Genomic DNA, 13,266 nt, shown 5'->3' on the forward strand with positions numbered 1-13,266 from the left:
CATAGCCGAAGGTTATCTGGCTTCACCGACAATCAGCAGATGGCTATTGGCAACTACATCAAGGAAATCGGGCGCGGCAAAGACGGCGCCCGTGCGCTCACCCGCGAGCAGGCGACCGACCTGCTCGGCCAGGTGCTGGACGGCACGGTCACCGACCTAGAGGTCGGTGCGTTTTGTCTGGCCATGCGTATCAAAGGCGAAACCGCCCTGGAGATGGCCGGTTTTCTCGATGCCGTGCGCAGCCGCATGACCCTGGTGCCCGCCAGCGATGTGCCCGTGGTGGTCATCCCCAGCTACAACGGGGCGCGCAAGCTGCCACTGCTCACCCCGCTCTTGGCCCTGCTGCTGGCACGCGAAGGGCTGCCGGTGCTGATCCACGGCGCCCCCACTGAAGACAAGCGGGTTTTTGTATCAGAAGTGCTTCTAGCCCTCGGAATACCTGCGCAAGCAGCTCCTAAAAGCATAGCAAACGGCAGCGTGGCATTTGTGCCCACCGGCACCCTGCTGCCCGGCCTGCAGCGCCTACTGGATGTGCGCCGGGTGGTGAACCTGCGCAACCCGGCGCACAGCCTGGTCAAGCTCATGAACCCGGTGGACGGCCCCGCCCTGCTGGTGAGCAGCTACACCCACCCCGAATACGCGGTGTCCATGGCGGAGACATTTGCTTTGATGGGAGCCCACGCCCTGCTGATTCGCGGCACCGAAGGCGAGTCCGTGGCGGACGCCCGCCGCACCCCCAAAATGCAGGCCTTTGTGGCAGGCCAAGCCACCGATCTGCAGGCCTACCAAGCCGGTTCGCTGACCACCTTGCCCGAACTGCCCACCGCCATCGACGCCGCCAGCACCGCCGCGTATATTCAATCCGTATTGCAGGGTCACAGCCCCGTTCCGGCGCCTATTGCCGAACAGGTGGCGCACATCTTGCTGCTCCATACATCACTATGAAACACGACCTCAGCAACACCCCGGCCACCGGCCATGTCACCCTGGTAGGCGCCGGTCCCGGCGACCCGGAGTTGCTCACCCTCAAGGCTCTGAAAGCCATCCAACACGCTACCGTGCTACTGGTGGACGACCTGGTGAACGACGCCATCGTGGCCCACGCCAATCCGGCGGCCCGCATCGTGCACGTGGGCAAGCGCGGTGGCTGCAAGTCCACCCCCCAGTCTTTCATCGAGCGCCTCATGATCACCGCCGCCCAAGAGGGTGAGAACGTCGTGCGCCTCAAGGGCGGCGACCCGTTCATCTTCGGCCGCGGCGGCGAAGAGGTGGAGCACCTCGAAGAAGCCGGCATCCGCGTGTCGGTCATCAACGGCATCACCGCGGGCCTGGCGGCTGTGACGTCGCTGAACGTGCCACTGACCCACCGCGAACACGCGCATGGCGTGGTGTTTGTGACCGGCCACGCCAAACCCGGCGACAGCGGCACCGACTGGCCTGCGCTGGCCACCGCCGCCCGCCAAGCCAAGCTGACCCTGGTGATTTACATGGGCGTGAGTGGCGCCGCCGACATCGAAGCCGGCCTGCTCTGCGGCCTGGGCGCCGACACCCCGGTAGCCGTCATCCAAAACGCCAGCCTGCCCCACCAGCGCCACGCAGTGTGCAACTTGGGCGATCTGCAAACAACGATTTCCCGGGAAGGGCTGGCCAGCCCCAGCGTGATTGTGGTGGGCGATGTCATGAGTGGTTTGCTGGCTGCCGCCCAAGCCGACGACACGCGCGGCGCCCTCTGCAGCGGCTGACCCCGGCACGCAACTTGCGGCGTGTCGGTCTCCGACACAACGCACTGCTTGCACCATGCCCCACCCTGCAGCAACGCTCCCTCCGCCCGTGGTCAGCTCACCGCCCAGCGGTGCAGCTGCACCCCTGTCAGACCTGAATCTGGCCGCCCGCCAGCGCATGCTGTCCCAGCGGGTGATCATGCAGGCCTTGTTGGCGGCCGGTGGCGATGCTGCCCAACTGCAGGCGGCCCAAAAAACCTTCCAGTTGTTTTGCGACAGCGAAGCAAAATTACTCGCCACCCTCACCCACTACGAGCCACTCATTGCGCGCCAGTTGCGCGCCGTCTACGAGGGGCCGCAAGGCATCGGCGTGACCATCGAGACCTTTATGGACCGCATGCGCAGCACCCTGGAGACGATTGAGCGCCGGGGCAATGCGCAAGCCCTGATCGCCAGCGTTGTGGCCGACAACGATACGGTGCTCAACGCCCTGAACAAAGCCACCAGCACGTTTGATGCGATCTCCAAAGCGCAGTCGGACAACCTATTCAAGGAGCTGAGCGGCATCGTGTCCGATATCCACACCATCGCCCGCGAGGCCAAAATTGTGAGCTTCAACGCCCAAGTCATCGCAGCCCGCGCCGGCGACAAGGGGCGCGAGTTTGCAGTCGTGGCCAATGTGCTTTCAGGCATCAGCACCGAAATCGACGGTTTGACGCAAAAAGCCATCCATCTGGCTGACCGCAAGTCGCCGCACGCTTAGGCAACTCCGGTGGCCCGGGAGAACACCGCCGAGCACTCGATGTGACCCGGAGTGGGTGGGCCCGCAGCACACGGCGATTTGATGAGCGAAGCGAGTATGAGCCTTGGGCTGTGGGACCACCCACTCCGGGTCACATCCTCCGGAGAGAACGCCGTGGGTCCGCCCCCACAGCCCGGCGTTCATACTCGCTGCGCTCGCCAAATCGCGCCAGTCTGCGGGGGCAGACCCACGGCTAGCTGGCCGGCGCTGCCGTCGCCTACACTGCGCGCCTATGCATAGTTTTGACGTCGTGATCGTGGGTGCCGGGGCTGCCGGCTTGTTTTGTGCCGGCGTGGCGGGCCAGCTGGGCCTCAAAGTGCTGGTGCTCGACCACAGCGAAAAGGTAGCCGAAAAAATCCGCATCTCCGGCGGGGGGCGCAGCAACTTCACCAACATGGATGTGAGCGCTGCCAACTTCATCAGCGAGAACCCTCGTTTTGCCAAAAGCGCCCTGTCGCGTTACACCCCGGCAGACTTTGTGGCGCTGGTGAAAAAGCACGGCATCGCCTTTCACGAAAAGCACAAAGGCCAGCTGTTTTGCGACCGCTCCGCCGAGGACCTGATTGCCATGCTGCTGGCCGAGTGCGCAGCAGGGGGCGTGGAGCACTGGCAGCCTTGCAGCGTCAAAAACATACGCTTCTTGGCCTCTAGCCCTCATGGCAATTGCGCAAGCAGCTATGAAATTGATAGTGACCGTGGCACCCTGCATTGCGGGGCATTGGTGATTGCCAGCGGGGGCCTGTCGATCCCCAAAATCGGCGCTACCGATTTCGGCTACCGGGTTGCCAAGCAGTTCGACCTACCAGTCATCACGCCCCGCCCGGCGCTTGTGCCGCTCACTTTTGACGAAGCCACTTGGGCGCCGTTCGCCGAGCTGTCGGGCCTGTCGCTGCCGGTAGACATCGCCACGGGAGCCAAGAAGAGCAGCATGTCATTCCGGGAAGATTTGTTGTTCACCCACCGTGGCCTCTCAGGCCCCGGGGTGCTGCAAATCTCCAGCTATTGGGCCGAGGGCACGCCGATCCGGCTGAATCTGGCCCCCACTGTGGACTTGGCACAACACCTGTCGCAAGCCAAAAGCAGCTCCCGCAAACGGGTCGCCAACGAACTGGCGGGCCTGGTGCCCAGCCGTCTGGCCGACACCTGGGTGAGCCAAGGGCCCGCCTGGGGCCAAGACTGGCAGCGCCCTGTTAACGAGGCCAGCGACAAGGCCCTGAACGCTCTGGCCGAGCGACTCTCGCGCTGGGAGCTCACGCCCACCGGCACCGAGGGCTACCGCAAGGCCGAGGTCACTGCGGGCGGTGTGGACACCAAAGTGCTGTCCAGCCAGACGCTGGAGAGCCGCCAACCCGGCCTGTTTTTCATTGGTGAAGTGACCGATGTGACCGGCTGGCTAGGCGGCTACAACTTCCAATGGGCCTGGGCCAGCGCTTTTGCATGTGCGCATGGCTTGGCAGCCCGCTCGAAGACGCTATAATCGCTGGCTATTCTGGCAGAACCCCCGTCGGCCAATACTAGTTAAAGACGGGGAAACCGCTGTGCGAGGCATGTGGGGCACGATCTTCCCCCAAGCAATCCGCCGGCATATTTTGGAATTCATTACGTAATGACAACGATCCGTGTAAAAGAAAACGAACCCTTTGACGTAGCACTGCGTCGCTTCAAGCGCACCATTGAAAAATTGGGCTTGCTGACCGACCTGCGCGCCCGCGAGTTCTACGAGAAGCCCACTGCCGAGCGCAAGCGCAAGAAGGCAGCCGCTGTGAAGCGCAACTACAAGCGCATCCGCAGCATGCAACTCCCTAAGAAGATGTACTAATCTTCGCGGCCTTGTCGCTCTCACGAGCAACATAGCCCACAAAAGCTCGCCTGGGGACGCTCCGGCGGGCTTTTGTCATTTTGAACTGTCCCTTTTTGTTTCACTCCTCAGGAAGCACCGCTATGTCCCTCAAAGACCAGATCACCGAAGACATGAAAACCGCCATGCGCGCCAAAGACAGTGAGCGCCTGGGCACCATCCGCCTGCTGCTGGCCGCCTTGAAACAAAAGGAAGTGGACGAGCGCGTTGAACTGGATGACGCCATGGTGGTGGCCATCGTCGACAAGCTGATCAAGCAACGCAAAGATTCGATCGAAGCCTTTGTGAAGGCTGAACGCCAGGAACTGGCCGACAAAGAAGCGGCTGAAATGAAAGTGCTACAGGCTTACTTGCCACAGCGCATGAGTGCTGACGAAGTGCTGGCAGAAGTCAAGGCCATCGTGGCCGAGCTGGGCGCTTCCGGCCCCGGCGACATGGGCAAGGTCATGGGCGCAGTCAAAACGCGCCTGGCTGGCAAAGCGGAAATGGGTACAGTGTCTGCTGCCGTCAAAACAGCACTGGCTGGTTAATCCAACACACGTCATCAGAAAAGGGGCCCACGGGCCCCTTTTTCCTTTATGTCGGTAAGCGACCTCATCAGCTCCCCGCCACCTTCATCCGGTTGATCAAAATGGAGCCCACGGTCTTGGCACCGTAGTTGTAGGTGTCTGCACCCACTGCTTCAATGCCTTTGAGCATGTCTTTCATGTTGCCGGCGATGGTGATCTCATGGACCGGGTAAGCGATTCGGCCGTTTTCTACCCAGAAGCCACTGGCGCCCCGGCTGTAGTCGCCGGTCACGTAATTCACGCCCTGCCCCATCAGCTCGGTTACCAACAGGCCGGTGCCCAGTTTTTTCAACATGGCATCAAGGTTGTCGCCGGCTTTGGTGAGCCGCGAGGTAAAGGTCAGGTTGTGTGAACCACCCGAGTTACCGGTGGTGCGCATGCCCAATTTGCGGGCGGAATAGCTGCTCAAAAAGTAACCCTGCACCCGGCCGGCGTCCACCACGGTGCGGGCTTGCACGCGCACACCTTCGTCATCAAACGGAGAGCTGCCTTTGCCGCGCAGGACAAACGGATCTTCCTGTATGTCGATGTGCTTGGGCAGCACTTGCTTGCCCAAGGAATCCAGGAGAAAGGTGCTCTTGCGGTACAGGGCACCACCACTGACAGCTTGCACGAACGCACCCAGCAGCCCTGCCGCCAGGGGCGACTCAAACAACACCGGGCACTCGACGGTGGCGATTTTGCGGGCTTTCAGGCGACTCAGGGCCCGCTCTGCGGCATAGCGCCCCACGGCCTGGGGAGAGGCCAACTCGTCGGCGGAACGCATAGAGCTGAACCAGGCGTCGCGCTGCATGTCTTTGCCCTTGCCGGCAATCGGAGACACAGAAAACGAGTGGCGCGAAGAGGCGTACCCCCCCCGGAAACCCCGTGTGTGGGCGCTGAAGAAATGCGATTGTTGCGCCGACACGGCCGCACCTTCGCTGTTGGTGATTTTCTTGCTCACGCCCAGTGCGGCAGCTTCGCATTCGAGAGCCAAAACGGCAGCTTCTTCACTGGTGACCGCCCACGGGAAAAACAAGTCCAACTCGCGCTCGCGCTCGGCGACCGGCACAATGTCGTCCGCATCCGGCAAGCTGGCAAAGGGGTCTTCGGCCGTGAAACGGGCAATGTCGTAGGCGGCACGCACGGTTTGTTCAATCGCGGCGTCTGAAAAATCAGAGGTGCTCGCATTGCCCCGGCGGTTGCCGATGTACACCGTCACGCCCAGCGATTTATCGCGGTTGCGCTCCACGTTTTCCAACTCCCCGTTGCGCACCGACACGCTCAGGCCGCAGCCTTCGGACACTTCTGCGCCGGAGTCGGTTGCACCCAACTTTTTGGCATGGGCAAGGGCCGCATCGACCCGGGTTTCAAAGAAAGCCCGTGTGTAAGCAAAACCGCTATCGGCAGGTTTGGTGGACTCAGGAGAAGGCAGAGGACGGGCGGAGGTGGGTTTCTTCATGGCGACGGCTATGATACTTGGCTATGTCACGCAAACTAAAAAAGGGCTATTACGTCCGGGGCTTGTTCGTTGCCGAAGGCAGCGCACTCGACCTGGAGTACAAGCGCGAACTCAAGGGCACGGATGAACCGACCCGCACCGACCTCAAAAAAGAAAGCGACGCATTGCAAAAGCTGGGTGAAGACCTGCTGGATATGCGCGCCGACTTGATGATCAAACTAGAACTGCCCGACCGGTTGGTAGAAGGCGTGGCGGAAGCCAAACGCATTACCAACTTTGAAGGCAAACGCCGTCAGATGCAGTTCATCGGCAAGCTGATGCGCAAGCTCGACCCCGCCAAGTGGGAACAGATCCGCGCAGCGCTCGAAGAACAGCACATGCCGTCGGTTCAGGAAACCATGGTCCTGCACCAGGCAGAACAATGGCGGGACCGACTCATTGCAGAAGACGACGCACTCGGTCAATGGCTCAACCTGAGCCCTGACACCGATAGCCAGCAGCTGCGCGCCTTGGTTCGCCAGGCTCGCAAAGACGCTAAGCCCGAGAAACCGGGCGAAGCCGTGCGCCACGGCCGTTCGTACCGCGAAATTTTCCAATTGGTGCGCGAAGCCCTGCTCGCCCACCAGGAAGCCGCCAAGCAAGAAGCCTCCGCCGACGATGACGAAGGAGAGGAAGATTGAGCGGACATCCGATGGACGAAGTTCGCATCGGCTTGGTATCTATCAGCGACAGAGCATCGGCCGGCGTCTACGAAGACAAGGGCCTGCCTGCATTGCAGGACTGGATCAGCCGCGCGGTACACAACCCGGTGGTCTTTGAAACCCGCTTGATAGCGGATGACCAAGCCACGATTGAAGACACCTTGATCGCCCTGGTCGATGCTAGCTGCGCCCTGGTGCTGACCACGGGCGGTACCGGCCCGGCCCTGCGCGATGTCACCCCTGAGGCGACGCTGGCTGTGGCCCACAAGACCATGCCCGGCTTTGGCGAGCAAATGCGCGCGATTAGCCTGAACTTTGTGCCCACGGCTATCCTGTCCCGACAGGTGGCGGTGATCCGCGACCAGACCCTGATCATCAACCTGCCCGGTCAACCCAAAGCGATTGCAGAAACCTTGGAAGGCCTGAAGGACTCCGACGGCAAGCAGCAGGTCCCCGGCATCTTTGCTGCGGTGCCCTACTGCATCGACCTGATTGGCGGACCCTTCATTGAAACAGTCGAGACCGTCTGCAAGGCCTTCCGGCCGAAAAGCGCTACTTCCCGATCAACTCGTTGAGTTTAGCGGCCTCAAAGCACTCTTTGCGGGCCGCATCTTTGGGGACGCAATCGCTGTCGGCCAGTTTGGCAGAGAGCTGTTCTACGGCCTTCCACAGCATGGCGATCTGATGGTCCTGGCCTGATGCACTGTCCACCAGACCGCGCAGGGCCTGGCTCACCGGATCGTCTTCCTGGGTGATGCCGTAGGCGGTGAATTTGCGGTCCGGGGTCGTGACATCGGCACTCACCCCTTCTTTGCTCGGCAAAATGCGCGCGGGAATCCCCACTGCAGTGGCCCCGGCAGGCACCGGCTTGACCACAACAGCGTTGCTGCCGATCTTGGCCCCGTCGCCCACCTCAAAGCCGCCCAGTACCTTGGCGCCGGCGCTGACCACCACATCTTTACCCAAGGTGGGGTGGCGCTTGCTGCCTTTGTACAGACTGGTGCCACCCAAGGTCACCCCTTGGTAAATGGTGCAACCATCACCGATTTCTGCCGTTTCGCCGACCACGGTGCCCATGGCATGGTCAAAGAACACCCGCTCGCCCAACTTGGCGCCGGGGTGTATTTCAATACCCGTCAGGAAACGGGCCACATGCGAGGTAAAGCGCCCCAGCCATTTGAAGCCGTGGTTCCAGAACCAGTGCGCCGGCCGGTGCAGCACCACCGCATGCAGGCCGGGGTAACAGGTGATGACCTCCCAGGTGCTGCGGGCAGCGGGGTCACGGTCAAGGATGCACTGAATATCGGAGCGGATTCGGAAAAACATAGCGTCAGTCTATCCCCTCGCCGGTTGCTCTGCGGTGGCTGCCGGCAAATCCGCACCCATGGCAGGCGATTAGCTGCGCTGTTGCAGTATGGCCTTGGCGATCCCGCGAAGAATGTGGATCTCCTCCTGGCTGACCTGGGCACGATTGAACAGGGCATTCAAGCGTGGCATGAGCTTCTTGGGTGCGGCAGGGTCCAGAAACCCGAGGGCGACCAGCGATTGCTCCAGGTGCGTCAACATACCGGCCACCTGGCCTGCATCGGCCAGCGTGGAGGGCGCTGTAGCCGGCTGCACCCCGAAGCCGCCCAAAGCGAGCCGCCATTCGTAAGCAATCACCTGCAGAGCCGCGCCGATATTGAGCGAACCGAAGTTCGGGTTGCTGGGAATAGAGAGGCACACATGGCAGCGGTACACGTCCTCGTTACGCATGCCGAAGCGCTCCGAACCGAACAAAAACCCGACGCCTTGCTGCGCACCGGCCTCAGGAGCCGGACTTTCAGCCAAATTGGCCTCCAGCCCTTGCAGATACTGCGCAGGCAGCTCCTTTTTTAATAGCATTTCAAAATGCTCACGCGGGGTCGTGGTGGGGGGGCCGAAGTCCCGCGGAGTCATCGCGGTGGCACACAAGTGGGTGATTCCGTCCAGCGCCTCGTCCAGGGTGTCCACGATGCGGCATTTGTCGAGCACATCCAAGGCGCCGCTGGCACGCTGGATGGTTTCTTCGCGGCGCAGCACGTTCGGCCAGCGGGGAGCTACCAGTACCAGGTCGTCAAACCCCATGGTTTTGATGGCGCGGGCCGCCGCGCCCACATTGCCGGCATGGCTGGTGTTAATCAGGATAAATCGGGTGTGCATGGAGCGTGATAGAGGCCAAATTGCTGCAACCGCACAAAGATAGGGTGCGCAACCAAGCCCGAGCCGTTAAAATACCGACATTGTCGCCGCCTGCATCGCCAGCCGGTCCTTCCAGTTCTTCCCCCACAATTTATGACGCTCAATCTGCACCCCATGGCCAACGTGGCCATCAAGGCCGCCCGCACCGCCGGTTCCATCATCAACCGCGCTGCGCTTGACATCGAATCCGTTCGCGTTTCCCAGAAAAAAGCCAACGACTTTGTGACCGAAGTCGACAAGGCTGCAGAGCAAGCGATCATAGAAACCCTGCTGACGGCCTACCCCGGCCACGGCATCTTGGCGGAAGAGTCCGGCTCCGAGTTCGGCGCCCGCGACTCCGAATACGTCTGGATCATCGACCCACTGGACGGCACCACCAACTTCATCCACGGCTTGCCCGTGTACTGCGTGAGCATCGCCTTGTCCGTGCGCGGCAAGATCGAGCAGGCCGTGGTGTACGACCCCACCCGCAACGACTTGTTTACTGCCACCAAGGGCCGCGGCGCTTACCTGAATGACCGTCGTATCCGCGTCTCCAAGCGCACGCAACTCAAAGAGTCGCTGATCTCCACCGGCTTTCCGTTCCGCCCGGGCGACAACTTCAACCAGTACCTGACCATGATGGGCGATGTCATGCAGCGCACCGCCGGCCTGCGTCGCCCCGGCGCTGCCGCGCTCGACTTGGCCTATGTGGCTGCCGGTTACACCGAAGGTTTCTTTGAACTGGGCCTGCAGCCCTGGGACATTGCTGCCGGCTCCTTGCTGGTGACCGAGGCCGGTGGTCTGGTGGGCAACTTCACCGGTGAAGCCGACTTCCTCGAACAACACGAATGCCTGGCCGGCAACCCCCGCGTTTACGGCCAGTTGGTCAGCATTCTGGGCAAATACAGCAAGTTCGCACCTGCCGGTGAAAAGGCAGCTCTGCGTCAAGCCGCCATCGAGGCCGACAATGCTGCCACATCCACTCCGGCAGAGTCCGCAGCCCCCGCGGCGGGCAGTGAAGACGCCCCGTTTTAACTGAAACGGAAATCGGCCACCGGCACCGGCCGGCCGAATAGATAGCCCTGAAACAAGGTGCAGCCCTGAGCCATGAGGAACTGGCGCTGCCCTTCGGTTTCCACCCCTTCCGCCACCACATCAAACCCGAGGCTGCTGCCCAGCGCCAGCACCGTGCGGGCGATGGCAGCGTCGTTGTGGTCGGTGAGCACATCCCGCACGAACGACTGGTCGATCTTGAGTTGCTGCAGCGGCAGCAACTTGAGGTAAGACAAAGAAGAATAGCCCGTCCCAAAATCATCGAGCGCAAAGCGCACACCCAAGCTGCGCAGGGCCGTCATTTTCATGATCGCGTCCTGGGTGTCGGTGAGCAACAGACTCTCTGTCAACTCCAGCTTGAGCAATTTGGGGTCGGCCCCCGTTTCTTTGAGCGCGCCCTGGACTTGGGACACGAACTCGGGCTGTCGGAATTGTCTCGCGCTCACGTTCACGGCCACTGTGAGCTTGGCACTGGCTGTATCGGCAGCCCAGCGGGCCAACTGCGCGCAGGCGGTGTGCAGCACCCATTCTCCGAGTGGGATGATGAGCCCGGTCTGCTCCGCCAAGGAAATGAACTGCACCGGCGGCACCAGCCCCCGCACCGGATGCTGCCACCGCAGCAAGGCCTCGGCACCCACCACTTTGCGGTCCATATCGACCAAGGGTTGGTAGTACAGCAACAGCTCCCCGCGCTGGAGTCCGCGGCGCAGGTCCGCTTCCATTTCAGTGCGCTGGGCCACCATGGCCTGCATGGCCGGATCAAAAAACCGCAGGGTATTGCGCCCGGCCGCTTTGGCTTCGTACATGGCGAGGTCGGCCTGTTTGAGCAACTCGTCGACCGATTGTTTTTGCCCGTGAATCAGGACCACGCCAATGCTCGGGGTGCTGTGATGCGCGCCGCCCGGTAGATCGTAGGCGGCATTCAGACTCAACAATATTTTCTTACCGACGGACTCCGCCAGCACGCCGGCATCCTGCAAGCTGCCATCCAGATCCTGCAGCAGCACCACGAACTCGTCGCCCCCTAAACGGGCCACCGTGTCGGACTCCCTTACGCAGGCCTTCAGACGCAGCGCCACCTGGGTCAGCAGGCGGTCGCCGACATCGTGCCCTCGGGTGTCGTTGAGATCCTTGAAATTGTCGAGGTCAATAAACAGCAAGGCGCCCTGCAATTTGCCACGCCCGCTGGCGGCAACGGCATAGTGCAGGTGGTCGAGCAGCAAACGGCGATTGGGCAGGTCCGTGAGCACATCGTAAAAAGCCAGTCGCTCGATTTTTTCTTCCGCCGCTTTGCGCTCAGTGATATTGCGACCGATACCCCGGTAGCCCTTGAACACCCCGTGCGAGTCAAAAATCGGCGCACCGCTGGTGGATATCCAGTACACGCTACCTTCGTCATCGCGGTCACTCAACTCCAATTCGTGAAACGGGAGACGGGCCTCCAGCAACTGGCGATGGGCTGACCAGTCCGATTCACCCATGTTCAGTGCGCCGCTCTCCCACCGGGTCTTGCCGATGCTCGCATGAATTTTCAGCTTCCCACTCTGAATCGAACCATCAAACCGGGTAAACCGGTAATCGGTGTCCTGCTCCCAGTACCAATCCGACGACAACTCGGTCAGGGCCCTGAATCGCGCCTCGCTCTCCTGCAGCACTGCCAGTGACGCTTTGTGCGCCGTGATGTCGGTCACCGACCCGTAGGCGTTGTAACGCCCGCTAGGCTCCAGAAAGGTGATGGCCTTGCCGAACAGCGTGCGGACTTCGCCGTCCGGACGCACGATACGGAACTCTTGGGCCCAGGTCTTGGAGTCTTGGGCCGATGCACTCATGGACTTGAGCGTCTGGATGATGTCATCGGTGTGGATCATCTTGAAGATCACATCCGGCCTGGCCTGCACCTGCTCCGGACTCACTCCGAAAATGTCGCTGCAAGCGTCGCTCACGAACACAAACGATCCGCTGTCCCGGCTGTGCATTTCGAACTGAAACACCATCTCGGGCAGTCGGCTGGTGAGGCGCTGAATCACGTCCAGTCGCTGCTGCAGCACCTGCTTGGCCACGGCTTCTTCCGTGAAGTCCTGCACCACACCGAAATCGACATAGGTGCCGTCGAGGCGGTGGTAGCGGTGCATGCGGCTGCGGATCCAGCGCACCTCACCATCCCGTCGACTCCAGCGGAATTCAACAAGTCGGCCATCCAGCGCTTCGCGAGCCTCTAGGTAGCGCGGCCGGTCTTCGGGGTGTATGCCGGAGCCCGACAATTCCCGGGTGATGGTCTCCGTCCAGGGAATTTGAGCCATACGGAACAATCCCCGGGACCAGCGTGGATCCGTCTGCCCCTGTGGCACCAGCCAATGACCGGCTTGCGCAAGGTGCTCCGTTTCCTCGTAGAGCTCTAACTGACCACGCAACTCCTCATTGGCCTCTTGAAGCGCATTTTCACTCTCCATCACGGCATCCTGCGCAATGCGCTGAGCCGTAATGTCCATCAAGTACACCAGAATATGCGGCTCGCCGGCCACCTGCATAACCGAACCCCGCCACTCCAGCAGCATGTCCTCACCCCGGCCGTTGGTGAAGCTAATCTCAACCCCCGACAAGGAAGGGTCCGACTGCATTTCGGCTAATGCCGCATCACGAGCCTGCAAATCCGGCCAGAAGCCCAAAGAAACGGCATTGCCCGCGGTAGCTTCATCCCAGGTGAAGCCTGTGAGTTGCTGCCAGCGCGCGTTGACATCGACGAAACAACCGTCCGCCATCCGCTGGAGAGAAATAGCCGCCGGGCTGTGCAAGAACAAGGCTTGCAGCATGTCAAACTGACGGCGATTGACTTGCTCCAACGACACATTGGCTTGCTGCAAATCCGCAAGTGCACGTAGGTGCTGCGCGTCTTGGGGTTTGGAGGAATCCGTCATCCGA

At 61.4% G+C, this 13,266-nt stretch carries 13 protein-coding genes; 9 read left to right on the top strand and 4 right to left on the bottom strand.

Features of this window, described 5'->3' with window-relative positions; translation table 11 throughout:
• The first annotated feature begins 39 nt into the window (after positions 1 to 39).
• The 6 genes from ybiB (at position 40) to QZW03_RS02780 (ending at position 4,911) form a co-directional block, all read left to right on the top strand.
• Positions 40 to 945, top strand: a complete 906-nt coding sequence (gene ybiB, locus QZW03_RS02755) for a DNA-binding protein YbiB (protein ID WP_296508094.1) — start codon at positions 40 to 42, stop codon at positions 943 to 945.
• Complete coding sequence (gene cobA, locus QZW03_RS02760; protein ID WP_296508096.1) at positions 942 to 1,742, top strand: uroporphyrinogen-III C-methyltransferase; 801 nt, start codon at positions 942 to 944, stop codon at positions 1,740 to 1,742. The genes ybiB and cobA overlap by 4 nt, the downstream gene beginning before the upstream one ends.
• A gap of 55 nt (positions 1,743 to 1,797) precedes the next feature.
• Entirely contained in the window at positions 1,798 to 2,484 is a 687-nt protein-coding gene (locus tag QZW03_RS02765; protein WP_296508098.1) for a methyl-accepting chemotaxis protein, read from the top strand.
• Positions 2,485 to 2,755: 271 nt separating this feature from the next.
• Positions 2,756 to 4,000 (top strand): NAD(P)/FAD-dependent oxidoreductase, encoded by a 1,245-nt coding sequence (locus QZW03_RS02770; RefSeq protein ID WP_296508100.1) that lies wholly within the window; start codon positions 2,756 to 2,758, stop codon positions 3,998 to 4,000.
• Positions 4,001 to 4,129: 129 nt separating this feature from the next.
• Complete coding sequence (gene rpsU / locus QZW03_RS02775; RefSeq protein ID WP_094477962.1) at positions 4,130 to 4,342, top strand: 30S ribosomal protein S21; 213 nt, start codon at positions 4,130 to 4,132, stop codon at positions 4,340 to 4,342.
• Between the two features lie 122 nt (positions 4,343 to 4,464).
• Positions 4,465 to 4,911, top strand: a complete 447-nt coding sequence (locus tag QZW03_RS02780) for a GatB/YqeY domain-containing protein (protein ID WP_296508104.1) — start codon at positions 4,465 to 4,467, stop codon at positions 4,909 to 4,911.
• A 67-nt stretch (positions 4,912 to 4,978) separates the two neighbouring features.
• On the opposite strand, the gene pmbA is transcribed toward QZW03_RS02780, so the two are convergent.
• Positions 4,979 to 6,391 carry a metalloprotease PmbA gene (gene pmbA, locus QZW03_RS02785; RefSeq protein ID WP_296508106.1) on the bottom strand — a complete coding sequence of 471 codons (1,413 nt, stop codon included), beginning with the start codon at positions 6,389 to 6,391 and terminating at the stop codon, positions 4,979 to 4,981.
• 23 nt (positions 6,392 to 6,414) lie between these two features.
• Here pmbA and yjgA point away from each other — a divergent pair, with 23 nt between their 5' ends.
• Together yjgA and mog are read left to right on the top strand one after the other, a co-directional pair.
• A complete protein-coding gene (gene yjgA, locus QZW03_RS02790) occupies positions 6,415 to 7,071 on the top strand; it encodes a ribosome biogenesis factor YjgA (protein WP_296508108.1) in 657 nt (218 codons plus the stop codon).
• Positions 7,072 to 7,082: 11 nt separating this feature from the next.
• The gene (mog, locus tag QZW03_RS02795) at positions 7,083 to 7,667 is read left to right on the top strand and encodes a molybdopterin adenylyltransferase (RefSeq protein ID WP_296508317.1); all 585 of its coding nucleotides are present in this window, start codon (positions 7,083 to 7,085) and stop codon (positions 7,665 to 7,667) included.
• Here the strand turns inward: mog and cysE are convergent.
• Together cysE and QZW03_RS02805 are read right to left on the bottom strand one after the other, a co-directional pair.
• Positions 7,645 to 8,418: a serine O-acetyltransferase gene (gene cysE, locus QZW03_RS02800; RefSeq protein ID WP_296508110.1), complete on the bottom strand. Its 774-nt coding sequence runs from the start codon at positions 8,416 to 8,418 to the stop codon at positions 7,645 to 7,647. The genes mog and cysE overlap by 23 nt on opposite strands.
• Before the next feature lie 69 nt (positions 8,419 to 8,487).
• The gene (locus tag QZW03_RS02805; protein WP_296508112.1) at positions 8,488 to 9,273 is read right to left on the bottom strand and encodes an RNA methyltransferase; all 786 of its coding nucleotides are present in this window, start codon (positions 9,271 to 9,273) and stop codon (positions 8,488 to 8,490) included.
• A gap of 132 nt (positions 9,274 to 9,405) precedes the next feature.
• On the opposite strand from QZW03_RS02805, the gene QZW03_RS02810 reads away from it, so the two are divergent.
• On the top strand, positions 9,406 to 10,329 hold the full coding sequence (locus QZW03_RS02810) for an inositol monophosphatase family protein (protein WP_296508114.1): 924 nt from the start codon (positions 9,406 to 9,408) through the stop codon (positions 10,327 to 10,329).
• On the opposite strand, the gene QZW03_RS02815 is transcribed toward QZW03_RS02810, so the two are convergent.
• Positions 10,326 to 13,262, bottom strand: coding sequence for an EAL domain-containing protein (locus QZW03_RS02815; RefSeq protein ID WP_296508116.1), 2,937 nt, complete (start codon positions 13,260 to 13,262; stop codon positions 10,326 to 10,328). The genes QZW03_RS02810 and QZW03_RS02815 overlap by 4 nt on opposite strands.
• Positions 13,263 to 13,266 lie beyond the last annotated feature (4 nt).

This window comes from Rhodoferax sp. (assembly GCF_013297935.1).
Classification (GTDB): domain Bacteria; phylum Pseudomonadota; class Gammaproteobacteria; order Burkholderiales; family Burkholderiaceae_C; genus Allorhodoferax.